We start from the raw sequence: 19,628 nt of genomic DNA on the forward strand, positions 1-19,628 counted from the left end.
TCGGGTGACAGAGTCGGCGGGTGCAGACTCGACAGGCCCGGTGGACAGCGTTACTGATCGTCTCGTCGCTCTTCTTCTCCACGTCGGGACCGCTGGCCAAACCGGCGATGCAGGCGGGGTTGAGCCCGCAGCAGGTGGCGGGCGCCCGGATCGGGCTCGCCGCGGTGATCCTGCTGGTCATGGTCGCGGCGACCAAGCCGCGGCTGCTGCGGATCGGGCTCCAGGATGTGCCGCTGCTGCTGGGTTACGGCCTGCTCGGCGTCGCGGGTGTGCAGTTCCTGTACTTCGCCGGGGTGTCGCGGCTGCCTGTCGGGATCGCGATGCTGTTGGAGTTCATCGCGCCGGTGCTGGTCGCACTCTGGGTGCGGTTCGTGCGCGGGACGCACCTGCCGGCCAGGGCGTGGGTGGGCACCGGGCTGGCGTTGGTCGGGCTGGCGTTGGTCGCGCAGGTCTGGAAAGGATTCGCGCTGGACACGATCGGCGTGCTGGCCAGTCTCGGCGCGGCCCTGTGCGCGGCGTGCTACTGGCTGCTCGGTGAACACGGGGCGCGCACTCGTCATCCGTTGACGATGACGACTTGGGGGATGCTGATCGGCGCGGTGCTGCTTGTCGCGATCGCGCCACCGTGGACACTGCCGGCGGACGTGCTCGCCAAGCAGACCGCGTTCGGTCCAGTGTGGATACTCCTGGTCGAGGTCGCGGTGCTGGCCACGGTCATCGCGTACACGTTGAGCATGACGGCCTTGCGGCACGTTCCGTCCAATGTGGCCAGCATCATCGCGCTCGCCGAGCCGGTGTTCGCGACCGTCATCGCCTGGATCGTGCTGAACGAGGAACTCACCGTGATCCAGATCGTGGGCGGCGTCACCCTCCTCGTGGGAGCCGTCGCGGTCCAACGTGCGTCCCAGTCCTCGACGGGACGGCAAGTCCCCGACACCGAGGAAACACCCGCTGGGGGTACCCTCGTGGCCGCCCCCGGCCACGAGGGTCCACAGTCCTAGACCGGGATGACGGTCGGCACGATCATCGGGCGGCGGCGGTACTTCTCCGCCACCCAGCGGCCCACCACGCGGCGGACCGTCTGCGCGATCCGGTGCGTGTCGGTGATGCCTTCGGCTTCCGTCCGGGACAGTTCCATCTCCACCAACGCGACGGCTTCGTCCAGCGCCTTGGGGTCGTCGGAGAAACCGCGGCCGGAGATCGTGGGCGGCGCCACCGCCCGGCCGGTGCTGGGATCCACCGCGACCGTGATCGAGATGAACCCGCCCTCGCCGAGGATCAGCCGGTCGGACAGGGTGGACTCGCCGACGTCGCCGACGGACAGGCCGTCCACATAGACGTGGCCGACCTCGACCCGGCCGGTGATCCGGGCCCGGCCGTCCACCAGGTCGACGACCACGCCGTCCTCAGCCAGCACGACATGGTCCATCGGCACACCGGTCCGCACCGCCAGGTCCGCGTTGGCGCGCAGATGCCGCCACTCGCCGTGCACCGGCATGACGTTGGACGGCCGGACGGCGTTGTACAGGAACAGCAACTCACCCGCGGACGCGTGCCCGGACACGTGCACCTTGGCGTTGCCCTGGTGCACGACGTGCGCGCCGAGCCGGGAGAGGCCGTTGACCACGCCGAACACCGCGGTCTCGTTGCCCGGGATCAGCGAGGACGCCAGGATCACGGTGTCCCCCGGTCGGATCGAGATCTGCCGGTGTTCGCCACGGGCCATCCGGGACAGCGCGGACAGCGGCTCGCCCTGGCTGCCCGTGGACACGAACAGGACCTCATGCTCCGGCAGTTCCATCGCCTCGTCCAGGTCCACCAGCAGGCCCGGCGGGATCCGCAGCAGGTCGAGGTCGCCGGCGATGCCCATGTTGCGGACCATGGACCGGCCGACGAACGCCACCCGGCGGCCGTGTTCCGCGGCGATGTCGAGCACCTGCTGCACGCGGTGCACGTGCGACGCGAAGCAGGCGACGATCACCCGCTGGGTGGCCCGCATGATCACGTTGTCCAGGACCGGGCCGATCTCCCGTTCCGGGGTGACGAACCCGGGCACCTCGGCGTTGGTGGAGTCCACCAGGAACAGGTCGACGCCTTCGTCACCGAGCTGGGAGAAGCCGCTCAGGTCGGTCAGCCGGCCGTCCAGCGGCAGCTGGTCCAGCTTGATGTCCCCGGTGTGCAGCACCAGCCCGGCCGGTGTCCGGATGGCCACCGCCAGGGCGTCCGGAATGGAGTGGTTGACCGCGAAGAACTCCAGGTCGAACGGGCCGGCGACGCGCCGCTCGCGCTCGACCACCTCGACCAGGACCGGCTCCTGCCGGTGTTCCTTGCACTTCGCGGCGAGCAGCGCCAGCGTGAACCGGGAGCCGATCACCGGGATGTCCGCGCGCAGCCGCAGCAGGAACGGCACCGCGCCGATGTGGTCCTCGTGGCCGTGCGTGAGCACGATCGCGTCGATGTCCTCCAGCCGGCTCTCGATCGCCCGGAAGTCCGGCAGGATCAGGTCGACGCCGGGCTGCTGGTCCTCGGGGAACAGCACGCCGCAGTCGACGATCAACAGCCGCCCGTCGTACTCGAAGACGGTCATGTTCCGGCCGACCTCGCCGATACCGCCGAGCGCGACCACACGTAGCCCACCCTCGGCCAGCCGCGGTGGAGAGTCCTGCGAGGTTTCGATCACGTACTAACCGTCTCAGACGCGCTCCTGATGGGTACACCCGCCACCGCCAAGTCGGCGGCGATGGCCGCGACCTGCTCGTCCGTGGCCGGCACGAGCGGCAGCCTTGGCACGCCCGCGTCCACGCCACGCAGCCTCATCGCGGCCTTCGCGAACACCAGGCCAAGGCCGGGCCCTGGGCGGGTGAACGCCCGGTTCACGGGCAGCAGCCCCCGGTTGTGCTCCAGGGCGGCGGCCACGTCCCCGCGTTCGTAGCTGTCGAGCATCAGGCGCAGCCGGTCGGCCACGACGTGCCCGATGACGCTGCCGAACCCGACCGCGCCCACCGACAGCCACGGCAGGTTGAGCGCGTCGTCGCCGGAGTAGTACGCGAGCTTGCTGTTCGCCATGACCTCGCAGCCGGCCTGCAGGTCGCCCTTGGCGTCCTTCACCGCGACGATCTGAGGGTGCTCGGCGAGCCGGATCAGGGTCGGCGTGTTGATCGGCGTGGCGGTGCGCGGCGGGATGTCGTAAAGCACCACCGGCAGGTCGGTGCTGTCGGCGATCGCGGTGAAATGCGCGATCAGGCCTTCCTGGGACGGCCGGGAGTAGTACGGCGTCACGGCCAGCAGCGCGTGCGCACCCGCGTCGGCGAGCTGCTTGGCGAGCCGCACGCTGTGCGCTGTGTCGTACGTGCTGCCGCCGGAGACGATGGTGGCCCGGTCGCCGACCGCGTCGAGGACCGCGCGGATCAGGTCGACCTTCTCGGCGTCGCTGGTGGTCGGCGCCTCACCGGTGGTGCCGCTCACGATCAGCCCGTCGTTGCCCAGATCGACCAGGTGCTTGGCCAGCTGCTGCGCCTTGGCCAGGTCGAGCCGGCCGTCGGCGCCGAACGGCGTGACCATGGCGGTCAGGACACGGCCGACAGGGCGGCCGGGGGCGGCGGTGGGGCATCCGGTCATGGCCAAGACGCTACCCGTCATGCCCCGGAATACCCGGACGGACTCCCTGGACATACGGAAATTCAACGTTCTTCGGCAGGATTTCGACGATAGCCGCCGAAAATTCCACGGTATTCGACGGCAATCGCTTTAAAAGCTTCGCTTGGTGCCTTTCACCTCGGCCACCGCGACGTCGTCCCCGTCGAACTCCACGAGAGTTTGGTCACGGCCGAACGCGTGCAGCAGCAGCTCGCCAGGATCCCCGATCAGGGTCACGGCCTTCGCCGCGCGCTTGGCGACGATGGTCTCGCCGTCCGGCCGGCGCAGCAGCACACCCACCATGCTCTTGCGGTAACCGCGTTTGGACGCGAACCGCAGCGCGCGCCACAACGTGGCGTCCCTGGCGGGATCCGCGGGTCGTGGCTCCCAGTCGTCGACCGCACGGCGGACGTCCTCGTGGTGGACGAAGTACTCGGCGCCGTTCACCAGCTCGTTGACCGGGCCGAGGCTCAACGGCGACCACCGCGGCGGGCCGCTGCGCACCAGGTCGACCAGTTCGTCCCACGGCTTGGCGGCGTAGTCGGCCTGGACGCGCTCGGTGCGGGCGGCCAGCGCCGGGACCATGATCCCACCGGCCGCGTCCGGACGCCGGTCCCGCAGCACGAGGTGCGCGGCCAGGTCCCTGGTCCGCCAGCCCGCGCACAGGGTCGGCGCGTCCGGCCCGACCTCGACGAACAGGTCACTCAGCTGCTGACGTTCCTTGCTCGCGACGCCCATACAGCCACGTTACTCAGCTGTCGTCCTTCACGACTATGGACCCGGTCACCGTGCTTTTGTCCTTGGTCGTGGCCAGGCAAGGGATCGTGCGCGCGGCGCCGTCCGGATCGCTCCACGCCTGCGTGGTGGGGATCAGCGCGATGAAGGTCATCTTCTGCTTGTCGGGCCCGATCTTGTCCGAGTTGAAGATCAGGGCGCAGCCGGCCTCGCCGAACTTCCTCAGGAACTCGCCCGGGTAGCCGGCGCCTGGCTTGTTCTGGCTCTTGTTCGGCTGTTTGAAGTCGACCTTGACCTCGCCGTACAACTCCGTGGTGTGTGGCTTGGTGAGACAGTCGATCTGGTCGGCGTTCTTGTACTGCGACTGGTCCGCGGGCGCCTTCGCCAGGCAGGACTGGCGGGCCGAGAAGTACGGCTCGAACACCGGGATCGCGCCGCCTTCGCCGTACGTCATGGACGTCTGGGCGTTGGTCGGGGTGTCGGTGGTGGTGCCGCTCAGCAGGACGTGCCCGAACCAGCCGGCCGCGAGCAGGACCACGCCGGCCACGGCGGCGAGCACGAGCCGCGGCGGCTTGCGGCTCTTGGCCGGGCCGCCGGGCTGGGTCGTCGGGTTCGGCGTCCACATCGCGGGCGAGGTCGGCCCGGTGTTCGGGATCGCCTGGGTCGCCTGGCCGAGCAGCGCCCGCACCTGCGGCGCGGTCGGGCGGCCGGCGGGTTCGGAGTTCAGCAGGCCCATGATCAGCGACGCGAGCGGGCCGCGGCAGCGGGTCAGGAACGCGACCTCGTTCATGATCGCCTGGATCGACGCGGCCGTGTTCTGCCGGTCGTACGGGCCGTAGCCCTCCACCGCGTAGAACAGGGTGGCGCCCAACGCCCACAGGTCGGACGCGGGCACCGCCTCCTGGCCCTTGAGCCGTTCCGGCGACATGTACGTGGGCGAGCCGATCAGCGTGCCGCTGGTGGTCAGCCGCGGGTCCTCGGTGGACTGGGCGATGCCGAAGTCGGTCAGCTTCACCCGGCCGTTGGCGTCGACCATGACGTTGCTGGGCTTGACGTCCCGGTGCACGATCCCGGCCCGGTGCGCGGTGTCCAAAGCGGACACAAGCTGCTCGGCGACACGCGCGGTGAACGCCTCTGACACCGGGCCACGCTGCCGCACGATGTCGGCGAGCGTCGGCGCCTCGATCAGCTCCATCACGATGAACGTGTTGCCGGACTCCTGCACCACGTCGAACACCGTGACGATCGCCGGGTCACTCAGCCGCCCGGCAGTACGGGCCTCGCGGAGCACACGCTCCTCGTAGACGTACCGTTCCTGCGGGGCGATGCCGTCCGGAAGATGCAGTTCCTTGATCGCGACCCGCCGCCCGATCGTGCGGTCCTCGGCCAGCCAGACCACACCCATGCCGCCGCGACCGATCTCGCGGATGATCGCGTAACGACCGCCGACGATGCGCTGCTGCTGCGCGTACTCCTGCGTCACGCGGAGACTCTAGCCCGACCGGCTCCGATTGACTTCTGGTTGCCCCAAAGGGCATCGACGTGTCAGTTGCCGCCGACGGGCTCGGTCGCCATGCTGTCGCGGGCCGTGACCACATAGCAGAGTCCGTTGTGCTCGCCGGCCTCCCAGACGTCCTTGGTCGGCACCATCGCGCCCTGCGACACCATGTAGGGCGGCGAGAGGTCGCTGGCCTTGTCCTTGCAGCTGGTCTCGGTGCCTTGGCGCAGTTCGGCCTCCGCCGGGTACGGGTCGTCCGAGGCGCCCAGGCTGACCTGCGCGAACACTTCGAGGTTGTGCGGACTGGAGCACTCCACCGACTTGATCTGCTCGGCGTTCGTGCCCAGGAAGCATCCGGTGCCGACGTTCTGCAGGAAGTCCTCCGAGGTGACATCCCCGCCTGGCCCGTAGGTCAGGGTCCTCGTGCTGGCCATGCCGCGACCGCTGGCCGAGGCATGGTTGGACGCGGACGAGCGGGACCGTTCCGAGATGGGCGGCCAGGTGCCGTCGTTGGCCGAGGGAGCGGTGGCGGCCGAGTTGCTCTTGCCGGTCCCGAACACGCCCGTCACAGCCAGAACCACCGCGACCGCGACCACCAGCACCAGGCCGCCTAAGGCCAGCAGAGCCACGTTCTGGGGCTTACGCGGGGACGAGGACAGCACCTGTGTCCCACCCCGCGGCGGGTACGGTTGCGGGCCACTTGGCGGCAGCACCAGGCCCGGCGGCGTCATCGGGCCGGGCACCACCGGCTGGGGGCCGGTCGGCGGGCGCTGGGCGCGGGCCTGGTCGATCAGGTAGCGCGCCTGGTCGGGGGTGAGCCGGACGTGCGGGTCGGGGTTGAGCAGGCCCATGATCAGGTCCGCCAACGGGCCCTGCTGGGTCACCCGCAGCTGGGCCCGCTCGTTCATGATCGCCTGGATGGACGCGGCCGTGGTGGACCGCTCGAACGCGCCCGCGCCTTCCGAGGCGAAGAACAGTGTCGCGCCAAGTGCCCAGAGGTCGGACGCGGGCGACGCCTCGTGACCCAGCAACCGCTCCGGCGAGATGTACGTGGGCGAGCCCATCAGCGTGCCGGTCGACGTCAGCCGTGGGTCCTCTGTGGACTGTGCGATGCCGAAGTCGGTCAGCTTCACCCGGCCGTTCGGCGTGACAATCACGTTGCTGGGCTTGACATCCCGGTGCACGACACCGGTCCGGTGGGCGACTTCCAACGCGGCCAGCATCTGGTCGGCGATTTTCAACACCCGCTCCGGCGGCATCGGGCCGTGCCGCTTGACCAGGTCGGCCAAGTCGGGCGCCTCCACCAACTCCATCACGATGAACGTGGCGCCGTCCGCCTGCACCACGTCGTGCACGGTCACGATGCCGGGGTCGCTCAACCGGCCCGCGGTCCGCGCCTCGCGCAACACGCGCTCTTCGAACACCTGCCGCTCGGCCGGCGGGATACCCTGCGGCAACAGGAGTTCCTTGATCGCCACCTGCCGGCCGATGGTCGAGTCCTCGGCCAGCCACACCACACCCATGCCGCCCCGGCCAAGCTCACGGACAACGGTGTAGCGGCCGGCTATCACCCGTGGTTGCTGGTCCTCCGTCACGCGGGCACTCTAGCTTTCCCTCAGGTCTGGAACGCTTCCGACAGCGACTTCTGCAAGTCGGACATGTTGGTCGGGAGGTCGTCGCCGTTGTCCGACGACTGGGTGTCGGGCTTGGACTCCTCGGTGGTCTTGGACTCCTCCGCGGACGACGGCGGTGACGCGGGCGAGTTGTCGTCCTGTGACTCGGCACTGCTTGGGGCGGGCGAAGGGTTCGTGGCCGGGCCCGTGGTGCCCGGCTGTTGCTTGTTGCCGCCCAGCAGCAGAATGCCGGCCGTCACCACCGCGGCGACCGCCACCACGACGCCGCCGATCGCCAGCCAGCGGCGGGAACCGCCGTTCTTCGCCGGCGGCGGCCCGACCGTGGCCGCCACGGGCATGGCCTTCACGGTCTGCTCGCCAGTCGGCTCACGGCCTTGTTCGGCCAGTTGACGGGCCTGCGCCGCGGTCAGCCGGGTCTGCGGGTTCGGATCCATCAGACCCGTGACCAGGGTCGCGACCGGGCCCTGGGCGATCCGGATGGTGGCCCGCTCGTTCATGATCGCCTGGATGACGGCGGGGGTCGTCGGCCGGTCGTACGCGCCGAAACCCTCCACCGCGAAGAACAGCGTGGCACCCAGCGCCCACAGGTCCGACGCCGGCGACGCGTCGTGGCCGAGCAGCCGCTCCGGCGAGATGTACGTGGGGGAACCGATGATCGACCCGTTGGTGGTCAGCTTCGGGTCCTCAATCGACTGCGCGATGCCGAAGTCGGCCAGCTTCACCCGGCCGTTCGGGGCGACCATCACGTTGGCGGGCTTGACGTCCCGGTGCACGATCCCGGCGGCGTGCGCGGTCTCCAACGCGGACAGCAACTGTTCGGCGATCTTCGCCACGAACGGACCGGGCAGCGGGCCGCGTTGGGCGACGACGTCCGCCAGATCCGGGTACTCGACCAACTCCATCACGATGAACGTGGTGCCGCTCTCCTGCAGCACGTCGTACACCGTCACGATGCCCGGGTCGTTCAGCCGGCCCGCGGTGCGCGCCTCGCGCAGCACGCGTTCCTCGAACACCTGCCGCTCGTGCGGTGGTGTGCTCGGCGGCAGCAGAAGTTCCTTGATGGCCACCTTCCGGCCGATCGTGCTGTCCTGCGCGAGCCACACGATCCCCATGCCGCCACGCCCCAACTCGTCCAGCAGGGTGTAACGACCAGCCCCCAGTTGGTCACCTCGGTTCACACGCACAACCTACGGCACCGAGTCGCGAACAGTGTTTCCCCAAAGGGCAACTAGGAGTGCACGTCGTGACCGGCCTCCCGCAACGCCGCCACCGCCCGGCCCAGGTCGACCTCCTTGACCAGGATGTGGTCTGTGTCGAAGGTGGACACCGCGAAGATCGGCACCCCAGCCGCGGCCAGGGTGCCGGCGAGCGCGGCCATGATCCCGGTCAGCGTGAACTCCAACGGGCCGCGCACGGTCAGCAGCCGCCAGCCGTCGTCCACCTTGGCCCCGGCCGGCGCGACCGCTGCCGGGCAGACGACCGAAATCTCCTCAGGAGTGCGGGTGACCGACACCAGCGAGTCGCCCACCGGCAGCACAGGCGGCTCGGCGTCGGCCGGCAGCCGCGCGAGCGCGTACTCCCCCGGCCGAAGGTCGACCGTGAGCCGGTTCATCCTTCGGTTACGAGCGGGCTGCCGGCCGTCTCGGTACCGTCGGGCAGCGTCGAGATGGTGAAGTCGTCGAACACGTTCGCCGCGGCCTTCTGCAGCTGGCGCAGGCATTCCACGGCCAGCGCGCGGATCTCGACGTCGGCCGCCTCGGTCGCGCGCATGGCGATGAAGTGCCGCCAGGCACGGTAGTTGCCGGTTACGACGATCCGCGTCTCGGTCGCGTTCGGCAGCACCGCGCGCGCGGCCTGCCGGGCCTGCTTGCGCCGCAGGGTCGCGTTGGGCTCGTCGGCGAACTTCTTCTCCAGCCCCACCAGCAACTCGGTGTACGCCTCGACCGCGGCGTCGGCGGCCGCGACGAACTTGGCGTGCAGCTCCGGGTCCTCGGCGATGACGTCCGGCTCGACCATGGCGGCGTTCCGCTCGGGCACGTACCGCTGGGACAGCTGGGAGTACGAGAAGTGCCGGTGGCGGATCAGCTCGTGGGTGAGCGACCGGGAGATGCCGGTGATGTAGAACGTCACCGACCCGTGCTCGAGGACCGAGAGGTGCCCGACCTCCAGGATGTGCCGCAGGTAGCCGGCGTTGGTCGCGGTGGCCGGGTTGGGCTTCTTCCACGACTGGTAGCACGCCCGGCCGGCGAACTCGGCCAGGGCCTCGCCGCCGTCGCTGTCGGTCGACCATGGCACGTCCGCCGGCGGGAAGAACTCGGTTTTGGCGATCAGCTGCACGCGGGGGGCGACGGTCTCGGTCATGGCCGAGAGCCTAACCGGCCAGCTTGCCCGCAGTGCTCCCCCGCGCCGTGACATCACATGGCACCATTGGTGACGTCATCCATGCTTGACGTGACGTCAGATGTGGTGTCATAGTGACGTCATGGATCTCACGCCGTACATCGAGTCACTGCGCGAGGACCTTGCGACCACTGCTTCCGCCGGGGACGACCAGACCCGGCGCGCGGCGGCCGTACTGTCCGCCGCGCTGGAGCCGGCCATCCGGTTGGCCATCATGAACGCCCTGTCGGACCTGGCCGCCGAGGTCACGGCCGCGTTGGACGACCACGTCGTCGAGGTTCGCCTCGCCGGCCGGGACGTCCAGGTCGCGGTCACATACACCGGGACGCACACCGGTTCGACGCCACGCGACGCCGAGCAGCCGTTGCCGCCGCCGACCGGTGGCGACAGCGCCGAGAACATCAGCCGGATGACCGTGCGGATGTTCGAGCAGATCAAGAGCCAGGCCGAGCGGGCGGCCGCCGCGCAAGGCGTGTCGCTGAACACGTTCGTGTCCCAGGCCGTCCAAGGCGCCCTGCACCACAAGATGCGCGACCGCGGCTGGCACGGGCCTGAGCACCACCACGGGGAGACGAAGAGCAAGCGCACCGATGGCGAGTCGTCGCGGGTGCACGGATGGTACGAGGGCTGAGGGGACCATGACCGAGGAACCGACCGAGAAGGTCCGGGAACGCAACTTCGACGCCGACGGACCGCACGAGATCGACGTGTCCATCCACTCCGGCGCCGTGGACGTCCTGCTGACCGACGAACCCGGGATCACCGTCCGGGTCCGGCACCGCCCGGACGCCGGCAACGCGTGGACGTCCGGCATCGCCAACCTGATGACCTGGGTGTCCGGTCTGTCCGGCCAGTTCGGTCAGTTCGGCCAGGCGTCCGTGGACGACGCGGTCGACCAGGTCCGGATCGAACTGCAGGGCAAACGGCTCGTCGTGCACGCCCCGAAAGGCCCGATGTTCCAGGCGTTCCCGCTCGGCGTGACGGTACGGGCGCCGGCCGGGTCGAACGTGGAGGTCCGCAGCGGCTCCGCGGACGTGCTGGTCACCGGCGCCGCCGGGAAGATGAAGGTGCAGACCGGGTCCGGCGAGATCAAGATCGACCGCGCGGACGGGGCCGCGATGGTCACCACCGGCACCGGCGCGGTCCGGCTCGGGCCGATGCTCGGCGGACTGCAGGCCCGCAGCGGCAGCGGCGACGTGGAGGTGTCGTCCGTGGGCGGCACCACCGCTCTGGTCACCGGCAGCGGGGACGTGTGGCTGGGCGCGGTGGCCGCGGACGTGATGGCCCGCACCGGCACCGGCGACCTGACCGTGGCGGACGCGGCCTGCGGAAAGATCGACCTGCACACCGGCTCCGGCGAGATCCGGGTCGGGGTGCGGCAGGGGGCGACCGCGGAGGTCGACCTCAGCTCCGGCTCCGGGCAGGCCCGCAGCGAACTGAACCTGACCGACGAGCGCCCACTGGCCGAGCCGAAACTGCGGGTGCGGGGCCGGACGGGATCAGGCACGGCATTGGTCACCTCCGCCCTGGACGGGTGATCCGGGGCGGGCACACGGGGGATGGCGGGGTTCTCGTCGGGGAGCGAGAACCCCGCCTTTTACTTGGTGAGCTTGCGTAACGGTGTGGCCAGGTCGCCGCGGGCGCCGACCGCGACACCGGACAGGCCGAGCCATTCGGCCATCACCTTCAGCTCGGCCGCGAGTTCCGGCAACACCCGCGCTTTGTCCACAGTGGACTCGGCGAACGCGCCGTGGACACGCAGCAGGCCGGCGGTCCGGTCGGCTTTCAGGTCGACCCGGCCGACCAGCTGCCCGTCCAGCAGGAACGGGAAGACGTAGTAGCCGAACTCCCGCTTGGGCTCCGGCACGTAGATCTCGATGCGGTAGCGGAAGCCGAACATCCGCTCGGTTCGGTCCCGCTCCCAGATCAACGGGTCGAACGGGCACAACAGCGCCCGGCCCGTGATCGCTCGGGGCGTGCGGGCCTCGAAATGCCGGTACGCCTTGCGGTTCCAGCCCGTCACCTCGACCGGTTCGAGGATCGCCGCGTCCACCAGTTCGGCGATCGCGCGCCTGTTCACGTCCGGCGCGAGCCGGTAGTAGTCCCGCAACTCGGCCTCGGTGGCGATGCCGAGCGCGCGGCCCGCTCGCTCGGTCAGCCGGCGGGCACACTCGTCCGCCTCGATCTTCCGGGTCAGGATCTCCGGCGGCACAACACGTTCGGTCAGGTCGTAGAGCCGCTCGAAGCTCCGGCGGGTGCCCGTGGTCAGCTCCCCGATGCCGAACAGGTACTCACAGATGTGCTTCACGTCCGAGCGGTTCCACCAGGCGCCCTTCGCCCGCTTCACCGGCCCGACCAACTCCCGCTCCAACGTGCCCGCGCCGACCGGGCCCCGCTCCTTGACCGCCGCCAGCACCTCCTGCACCAGGCCCGGCGACCGGTCGACGATCTTGCCGTAGTGCCGCCACCAACCGGCCCGCTTCGACAGGTGCACCAGCGGCCAGTCCTCGATCGGGATCAGGCTGGCCTCGTGCGCCCACTTCTCCACCAGCAGCCGCGGCCGGCGGCTGGTGTGCGTCCAGGCCGCGTCGTCGACCAGGTCCATCGGGTACGGCCCGAGCCTGCTGAACACCGGCATGTAGTGCGCGCGGACGGCGACATTCACCGAATCCAGCTGGAGCAGCTGGGTCCGGGACAGCACGCGCTGCAAATGGCGGCGCGACGGCACGCCCGCCGGCCGCAGGTCGGCGAACCCCTGCGCGGCCACCGCCGTCCGCCGGGCCGCGTCCTGAGTAAGAGTCAACATGATGTTGGCAAGCATGCCAGCAGGGTCCGACAGTTTTGGATTGTCCTCGCTCCGCTCGGACCGGCTCGATCGCTCAAGCCGGTCATTTCCACCCCGCCCCACGCGACCGACATCTTCGCTCGGAGTCCGGTGCCAGCGTGGCCGGGGCGATGTCGGGCGTGTTGCGTGGCGTAAATGACCGGCGCGACCGAGCCAGGCGTTATTCCACCTCCACCGCCGGATAAGTTCTGTGACCATGGCCGAGGCCGCGGTGCGTACCGCTGAACCAGGAGACACCCACGACATCGCCCGGATCCAGGTGGAGACGTGGCAGACCGCGTACGCCGACCTGCTGCCCAGGGAGGTCCTCGACAGCCTGGACGCCGAGGAGATCGCCAGGATCTGGGAGCTGACCATGGCCGGCGGGGACGCGACCGTGTACGTGGCCACCGAGGGGCCGTTCACGGTCGGCTTCTGCGCGGCCGGCCCGGCGCCGGAGGAGGAAGTGGCGGACGTCGACGGCACGGTCCCCGACGACGCGGCCACCACGGGCATGGTGGGCACGTTGCTGGTCGAACCGCGGTGGGGTCGGCGCGGCCACGGCGGCCGGTTGCTCGCCACGGCCGCACAGGCGATGCGCGAGGCGGGCTCAACTCGTGGTGTTGTGTGGGTGCCTGAGAATGACGACGTCTCCATCGCGTTCTATGAGCGTGCGGGGTGGGAACGGGACGGCATGGTGCGCACGTTGGACGCGGACGGTCAGGCCCTTAGGGAAATCCGCCTGACAGGGGACTTGGACTTTCGGCTGACGTGAATGGTCCTCCCGACTGACGTTCGCGCACGTAACACGCGCCTACCCTGGTGACGACATGCGGGGGAACCTCAGTTAGGGCGGTCACAGTGTTCGGGAGCCTTCTGCTGGCGGCAGGCGTCGCCTTCGGCTCCGCACTCGTGCCCTTGATCAGCGTCGAGATCTTCGTGCTGGCGCTGGTGACGCGGGAACCCGCGTTGCCGTGCCTGGCGATCGGAGCGGTGGTCGCGGCCGCGCAGATCGGTGGGAAGTTCATCTACTACCTGGCCGCGCGTGGCTCGTTCCACCTGCCGAAATTCATGCACCGGAAGCCGAAGCCGCCGACCCCGCGGCGGGAACGCTGGCACGAGCGGACCAAGCGGTTCCGGGCGTGGGTGGAACGGCTGACCGAGAAGTGTCACCAGCATCCGCACTGGATGGCCGGGACGTACGGGGTCAGTTCGGTGGTCGGGCTGCCGCCGTTCATGGCCACCACGATCCTGGCCGGCCTCGCGCGGATGTCGGTGGCGATGTTCCTGAGCGTCGGGTTCGTCGGCCGGTTCATCCGGTTCAGCCTGCTGGCCGCGTCCCCCGCGATCCTCGCCCACTGGTTGTTCTGACCGCGTCGGCCAGCCGCTGGACCCCGTCGATCAGGACGTGCTCGGGCGCTCCGCCGTACGTCAGCCGCAGGAACGCGCCCGGTGGCTCGGCCACGAACCACGAACTGCCAGGGAAGATGACCACGTCACGGGCTGCGGCGGCGGCGGTCAGCTCGACGTCGTCGAGGCCGTCGGGCAGTTCGGCCCACACGTGCAGGCCACCGGACGGGACTTGGGCCCGGAACTCGGGCAGGTGCGTCGCGAGCGCACCCAACAACGCGTCACGACGCGAACGCAACGCGGTGCGCAGGGCGCGTAGATGCCGTCGCCACGCGGGTGATGTGAGGAAATCGATCGCCGCGTCCTGGATCGGCCCGGCGACGTAGAAGTCGTCCAGCGCACGCGCGGTCCGCAACCGTTTGCCGGCCGCACCGCGCGCGCCCACGCCGGCGACTCGTAGGCCAGGAGCCACGATCTTGGTCAACGACCGCATGTACACGACGTGCCCGTCCACGTCCTCGGACGCGAGGGTGGGCGGCACTGGACCGTCAACCGTCAGGTCGCGCGCCCAGTCGTCCTCGATGACGAACGCGCCAGCCGCGCGCACCGCGTCGAGCACCTGAGGCCGTCGCTCCGCGGACAGCATGGCGCCGTGCGGGTTGGCGTACATCGGCTGGCAGTAGAACATCCGCGCGCCGGTCCGGGCGAAGGCCGCGGCGAGCAGGTCCGGGCGTACACCGTCGGAGTCCGTAGGTACAGGGACTACGCGCAGTCCCGCGTCCCGCGCGGTGGCGACCGCGCCCAGGTACGTCGGTACCTCCACGAGCACGACGTCACCTGGTTCGCAGAAACCACGGAACACCGTGGCGAGGCCCGGCTGTGCGCCGCTGCACACCGTGAAGTCGCCCGCGCCGAACCCGCCCCCAGCCTCGCGCGCGAACCAGGTCCGCAGCTCGTCGCGGCCTTCCACAGGGATCCGGCCCCAGGCTGTCGGCCGGCGGGCGGCCCTCGCCATGGCCGCGCCCAACGCGGCGACCGGCTGCAGGCCCGGGTCCAGGTAGCCGCTGGACAGTTGCAGCACTTCCGGCCGCGGAACCGTGACCAGGGACGACAGCATTTCCTCGTGCGGCCGGCCGGCGCCGAGGGCCACGGTCTGCCACGACAGGTCCTGGACGTGCGGGACTGGTTCGCGGGCGGCGACGTAACTGCCGCGGCCGGGCCGGACCTCGATCACCCCCTCGCCCGCGAGCCGGGCGATCGCCGCCTGGACCGTCACTGGTGACGCGCGGTGGCGGCCCATCAGGTCTCGGACCGACGGCAGCCGGTCTCCGGGCTGGCCACGGGCGATGATCGCGTTGATCGACGCGATAACGCGATCGGCTGCGTTATCCTCATTCATGAGTGTCAAGAGTAACGTTATCGCGCCAGCGGGGATAACACTCGGCGCCCTCGGCGTCCTGGGGTTCAGCTTCTCGCTGCCGGCCACCCGGCTGGCCGTGGCCGGGCTCGACCCGTGGTTCGTGGCCTTCGGCCGCGCCTTCGGCGCCGGACTGCTGGCGATCGGCTACCTCGTGGCGGTCCGCGCGCCCCGGCCGACCCGGGTCCAACTGCGGCGGCTCGTCGTCGTCGCACTGGGGATCGTGGTCGGGTTCCCGCTGATGACGTCACTCGCGCTGCAGATCGAGACCTCCGCGCACGGCGCCGTGGTGATCGCCGGGCTGCCGATGGCCACCGCGATCTGGGCGGTGCTCAGGGCAGGCGAACACCCCAGGCCAGCGTTCTGGCTGGCCAGTGGGTTCGGGTTCGTCGCGGTGCTCACGTTCGTGTTCACCAGCGGCGGAGTCGGCGGCGGGTTCGGCGTGGCGGACGTCTTCCTGCTGGTCGCCGTCGTCCTGTGCGGACTCGGATACGCCGAGGGCGGTGTCGTCGCCCGTGAGCTGGGCGGGGCGCACACAGTGTGCTGGGCACTGGTCGTCTCGCTGCCGGTGACCGTTCCCGTCACCGTGATCGTCGCCGCGACCTCCGGGGTCGACCGCGCTGACGGGACCGCGTGGTTCGGGTTCGGCTACGTCACCGTGATCTCGATGTTCCTGGGGTTCTTCGCCTGGTACGCCGGGCTGGCCGCGGGCGGGGTCGCCAAGGTCAGCCAGGTGCAGCTGGCCCAGCCGATACTCACCCTGGCGTGGTCGTCGTTGTTCCTGCACGAGCAGATCGGGTGGATCACCGTGGTGACCGCGATTGTGGTCCTGACCTGCGTAGTTTGGACGCAGCGAGCGCGGGTTCACCACGTTGGTAACGGTTAGATAACGAACCGGGCACGGTTGAACGACTGAGGCCAACGCGTTCGTATCCCCCAGTGACGAGCTCGTCCCCCAGCATTCCGCCGTCACCCAGGCAACACCTTTCGCGTCCTCGCCTGGCCAAAATCCGGAACGAGGTGAGAAGTCGATGGCCCGGTCGAAAGGGCGACACCGAATCTCCCGCAGAACGAAGATCGCCGCGGCAGGTGTCGCGCTCACGTTGGCTGTGGGCACATTAGTCCTGGTCAACACCGCGGGTGACCCGGCGACTGCCAGGGCGGACGCGGCCGCCCCGTCGTTCTTCGTCGACATCACGAAGGTCAGGTCGAACGTCCGAACCCCCAGGGAACAGCGGAACGCGTCCACTGGAACGTTCACCGTCGACTGCGGCGAGAACCAGAACGGCCATTTCAACCCGGACAACTTCATCGCCCAGCCCGGTGTCAAGAACGGCGCCCAGCATCTGCACGACTACGTGGGCAACCTGACCACGAACGCCGACTCGAACAACAAGAGCCTGGTGCGCGGCGGCACCACGTGCAAGAACGGCGACCAGTCCGCGTACTTCTGGCCGGTGATCCGGATCGACCGCGAGGACGACAACGGCCAGAGCCAGCAGGACCGGGCCAAACAAGAGGCCAAGGCCCAGCAGCGCGGCCAGAACAACAACGGCCAGAACAACCAGAACCAGAACAACCGCGGCAACAACCAGAACCAGGGTCAGGGCAACGCCCAGAACAACGACAACCAGAACCAGGGACGGAGCGGAAACCAGAACAACAACCAGAACCAGAACAACGTCCGAAACCAGAACGACAACAACGCCCGGAACCAGGGCGGCAACAACATCCGGAGCCAGAACAGCAACGGCGCCGGTAACCAGGACAACAACCAGGCCGGTCAGGACGACAACGCCGGTCAGAACAACGACAACGCCGGTCAGCAGGGCGCCGCGCAGCAGAACGGTGGCAGGCTCCAGCGTCTGCGCGATCTCGTGGACAAGGTCAAGCAGGCCCGCCAGAACCAGCGGAACAACGGCAACGACAACAACGCCGACCAGAACAACCAGGACGAGCTGCCCGGTGTGGACGACAAGAACCAGGTGGCCGGCAACGACGGCGAGATCGTCGAGCCGCGGGACGCCAACATCACGTTCAACGGCAGCCCGGTCGGCGAGGTCGTGCCGATGCCCAAGTTCCTGCGCATCCTGTACGGCGACGCCAAGGTCAACGAGAACGGGCCGAAGAACGCCCGCGACTCGTGGACCTGCGCCGGATTCGAGGACAGGGTCCTCATCAACAAGTACCCGATCTGCCCGAACGGCGCCGCGGTCAAACGGATCCACGCTTTCCCGAGTTGTTGGGACGGGCAGAACACCGACTCGGAGAACCACCGGGACCACATCGCCTTCCCGGACAACAACGGTAGGTGCCGGAACGGTTTCGTCGCGGTGCCGCAGCTGACCATCACGCTGACGTACGACATCCCCCAGGACGTTCAGCAGAAGGGCCAGTACAAGGTCGACTCGTTCCCCGAAGAGGAACACGACCCGTTCTCCGACCACGACGACTTCGCGAACGTCATGTCCAACGCGATCATGAACCGGGTCGTCGACTGTATCAACAACGGCAAGACCTGCAACGAATAGCTAACAACGCCGCGAGGGCCGCCAGTCAGGCGGTCCTCATGGCGCGTTGTTGCGTCACTTCCCCGACAAGTATCCGCAACATCCGTCACCAACCCGGCCGGCGCAGACCGGGGTAAATGAATAACGAGGTGAGTAGTCGATGGCCCGAAACAATGGGCGACACCGCATCTCCCGCCGTACCAAGATCGCAACCGGGGCAATCGGGCTCGCGATGGCGGTTGGCGCCCTGGTGGTGACCACGACTGCCGGCAATCCGGGCGACGCTAACGCGGACGCCGCGGACAAATCCTTCTTCGTCGACATCACCAAGGTGAAGCCGAACGTCAAGAAGGCGAGGCAGCAGGGAAACGCGAGCCGCGGGACCTTCACGGTCAACTGCGGCCGTAACGAGAACGGCCACTTCAACCCGGACAACTTCATCGCCCAGCCCGGCGTCAAGAACGGCGCCCAGCACTTACACGACTACGTCGGCAACCTTTCCACCAATGCCGACTCGAACAACAAGAGCCTGGTGAAGGCCGGTACCACGTGTAGGAACGGCGACAAGTCCGCGTATTTCTGGCCGGTCATCCGGATCGACACCGGTGACGAGGAGGAGGCCAAGAAGGACAACCCGCCGGCCGAGCCGCAGAAGCAGCAACGCGACCAGCAGGCCGCGCAGGACAAGCAGGACAAGGCCCAGCCGCAGGTGGACTGCCCGGACGTGGCGTCCCAACTGCCGGCCGAGATCCCGGACAACTCCCAGCAGGCCGTCGAGGACTCGCTGAAGAAGGTCGACGAGGCCACCGACGCGGCCAACACGAAGTTGCCCGCGGCCAAGAACCCCGACCAGGACGTGGCCGCGCCATTGGCCGACCAGCGCAAGCAGGAGCTGGACAAGATCTCCCAGACACTGGCGCAGGCCGGTCAGCCGGCCGACCTCAGCCAACTCGCCCAGTGCAAGGTCAAGGCGCCCAACGGGACCGGCGGCCAGGACAACGGCGGCAGCGCCAACAACGTCCCGGAGCCGGGCACCGACACCAAGCCGAAGCCGCCGGAGAGCAACGACAACGAGCTCCCGGGCAACGACGGGGTCATCCAGCGGCCGGTGCGGGCGCAGCTGACCTTCACCGGCAGCGAGGTCGGCAAGGTCACGGCCATGCCGAAGTTCCTGCGGATCCTGTACGGCGACGCCAAGGAGAGCCAGAACGGACCGAAGAACGCCAAGGACTCCTGGACCTGTGAGGGCTTCGAGAACCGGGTCCTGATGGACAAGTACCCGATCTGCCCGGTCGGCAAGAAGGTCAAGCGGATCCACGAGTTCCCGAGCTGCTGGGACGGCAAGAACATCGACTCGACCAACCACCGCGACCACATCGTCTTCCCGGACGCCAACGGCCGGTGCGGGAAGGGCTTCAAGGCCGTGCCGCGACTGGTGGTCACCCTGACCTACGACATCCCGCACGACATCCAGGTCAAGGGTCAGTACAAGGTGGACGCCTTCCCGTTCGAGAAGCACAACCCCAAGTCCGACCACGACGACTTCGCGAACGTGATGACCCAGTGCATCATGAACCGCGTCGTCAACTGCATCAACAAGGGCCGCAGCTGTAACGAGTAACCC

18 protein-coding genes are annotated in these 19,628 nt (G+C 69.0%); 8 read left to right on the forward strand and 10 right to left on the reverse strand.

Features of this window, described 5'->3' with window-relative positions; translation table 11 throughout:
• Nucleotides 1-20 precede the first annotated feature (20 nt).
• A complete protein-coding gene (locus tag EV192_RS26975; protein ID WP_243727093.1) occupies nt 21-1,001 on the forward strand; it encodes an EamA family transporter in 981 nt (326 codons plus the stop codon).
• On the opposite strand, the gene EV192_RS26980 is transcribed toward EV192_RS26975, so the two are convergent.
• The 8 genes from EV192_RS26980 to thyX form a co-directional block, all read right to left on the reverse strand.
• Nucleotides 998-2,680 carry a ribonuclease J gene (locus EV192_RS26980; protein ID WP_132120220.1) on the reverse strand — a complete coding sequence of 561 codons (1,683 nt, stop codon included), beginning with the start codon at nt 2,678-2,680 and terminating at the stop codon, nt 998-1,000. The two genes, EV192_RS26975 and EV192_RS26980, sit on opposite strands and share 4 nt — an antisense overlap.
• Nucleotides 2,677-3,618 (reverse strand): 4-hydroxy-tetrahydrodipicolinate synthase, encoded by a 942-nt coding sequence (gene dapA / locus EV192_RS26985; protein WP_132120222.1) that lies wholly within the window; start codon nt 3,616-3,618, stop codon nt 2,677-2,679. The genes EV192_RS26980 and dapA overlap by 4 nt, the downstream gene beginning before the upstream one ends.
• Before the next feature lie 129 nt (nt 3,619-3,747).
• On the reverse strand, nt 3,748-4,374 hold the full coding sequence (locus EV192_RS26990; protein ID WP_132120224.1) for a TIGR03085 family metal-binding protein: 627 nt from the start codon (nt 4,372-4,374) through the stop codon (nt 3,748-3,750).
• A gap of 13 nt (nt 4,375-4,387) precedes the next feature.
• Nucleotides 4,388-5,854 (reverse strand): serine/threonine-protein kinase, encoded by a 1,467-nt coding sequence (locus EV192_RS26995; protein ID WP_243727094.1) that lies wholly within the window; start codon nt 5,852-5,854, stop codon nt 4,388-4,390.
• Nucleotides 5,855-5,916: 62 nt separating this feature from the next.
• Entirely contained in the window at nt 5,917-7,464 is a 1,548-nt protein-coding gene (locus tag EV192_RS27000; RefSeq protein ID WP_132120226.1) for a serine/threonine-protein kinase, read from the reverse strand.
• 20 nt (nt 7,465-7,484) lie between these two features.
• Nucleotides 7,485-8,681: a serine/threonine-protein kinase gene (locus EV192_RS27005; RefSeq protein WP_243727095.1), complete on the reverse strand. Its 1,197-nt coding sequence runs from the start codon at nt 8,679-8,681 to the stop codon at nt 7,485-7,487.
• 50 nt (nt 8,682-8,731) lie between these two features.
• The gene (locus tag EV192_RS27010) at nt 8,732-9,115 is read right to left on the reverse strand and encodes an ACT domain-containing protein (RefSeq protein WP_132120228.1); all 384 of its coding nucleotides are present in this window, start codon (nt 9,113-9,115) and stop codon (nt 8,732-8,734) included.
• Nucleotides 9,112-9,864, reverse strand: coding sequence for an FAD-dependent thymidylate synthase (gene thyX / locus EV192_RS27015; RefSeq protein ID WP_132120230.1), 753 nt, complete (start codon nt 9,862-9,864; stop codon nt 9,112-9,114). The genes EV192_RS27010 and thyX overlap by 4 nt, the downstream gene beginning before the upstream one ends.
• 121 nt (nt 9,865-9,985) lie before the next feature.
• On the opposite strand from thyX, the gene EV192_RS27020 reads away from it, so the two are divergent.
• Nucleotides 9,986-10,534, forward strand: coding sequence for a toxin-antitoxin system HicB family antitoxin (locus EV192_RS27020; RefSeq protein WP_132120232.1), 549 nt, complete (start codon nt 9,986-9,988; stop codon nt 10,532-10,534).
• 7 nt (nt 10,535-10,541) lie between these two features.
• Nucleotides 10,542-11,441: a DUF4097 family beta strand repeat-containing protein gene (locus EV192_RS27025; RefSeq protein WP_132120234.1), complete on the forward strand. Its 900-nt coding sequence runs from the start codon at nt 10,542-10,544 to the stop codon at nt 11,439-11,441.
• A 59-nt stretch (nt 11,442-11,500) separates the two neighbouring features.
• Here the strand turns inward: EV192_RS27025 and EV192_RS27030 are convergent, their stop codons facing one another.
• Nucleotides 11,501-12,709 carry a winged helix-turn-helix domain-containing protein gene (locus tag EV192_RS27030; protein WP_132121429.1) on the reverse strand — a complete coding sequence of 403 codons (1,209 nt, stop codon included), beginning with the start codon at nt 12,707-12,709 and terminating at the stop codon, nt 11,501-11,503.
• A gap of 235 nt (nt 12,710-12,944) precedes the next feature.
• Between EV192_RS27030 and EV192_RS27035 the strand changes: the two genes are divergently transcribed.
• Together EV192_RS27035 and EV192_RS27040 are read left to right on the forward strand one after the other, a co-directional pair.
• Nucleotides 12,945-13,502, forward strand: coding sequence for a GNAT family N-acetyltransferase (locus EV192_RS27035; RefSeq protein WP_132120236.1), 558 nt, complete (start codon nt 12,945-12,947; stop codon nt 13,500-13,502).
• An 86-nt stretch (nt 13,503-13,588) separates the two neighbouring features.
• A complete protein-coding gene (locus tag EV192_RS27040; protein ID WP_132120238.1) occupies nt 13,589-14,098 on the forward strand; it encodes a YqaA family protein in 510 nt (169 codons plus the stop codon).
• Here EV192_RS27040 and EV192_RS27045 read toward each other — a convergent pair.
• Nucleotides 14,049-15,476 (reverse strand): aminotransferase-like domain-containing protein, encoded by a 1,428-nt coding sequence (locus EV192_RS27045; RefSeq protein WP_132120240.1) that lies wholly within the window; start codon nt 15,474-15,476, stop codon nt 14,049-14,051. The genes EV192_RS27040 and EV192_RS27045 overlap by 50 nt on opposite strands.
• Here EV192_RS27045 and EV192_RS27050 point away from each other — a divergent pair.
• The 3 genes from EV192_RS27050 (at nt 15,475) to EV192_RS27060 (ending at nt 19,625) form a co-directional block, all read left to right on the forward strand.
• Entirely contained in the window at nt 15,475-16,380 is a 906-nt protein-coding gene (locus EV192_RS27050) for a DMT family transporter (protein ID WP_207926249.1), read from the forward strand. The genes EV192_RS27045 and EV192_RS27050 overlap by 2 nt on opposite strands.
• A 145-nt stretch (nt 16,381-16,525) precedes the next feature.
• Nucleotides 16,526-18,025, forward strand: coding sequence for a DUF1996 domain-containing protein (locus EV192_RS27055; RefSeq protein WP_132120242.1), 1,500 nt, complete (start codon nt 16,526-16,528; stop codon nt 18,023-18,025).
• 139 nt (nt 18,026-18,164) lie between these two features.
• Nucleotides 18,165-19,625, forward strand: coding sequence for a DUF1996 domain-containing protein (locus tag EV192_RS27060; protein ID WP_132120244.1), 1,461 nt, complete (start codon nt 18,165-18,167; stop codon nt 19,623-19,625).
• Nucleotides 19,626-19,628: the final 3 nt, after the last annotated feature.

It is taken from the genome of Actinocrispum wychmicini (assembly GCF_004345645.1).
Lineage (GTDB): Bacteria > Actinomycetota > Actinomycetes > Mycobacteriales > Pseudonocardiaceae > Kibdelosporangium > Kibdelosporangium wychmicini.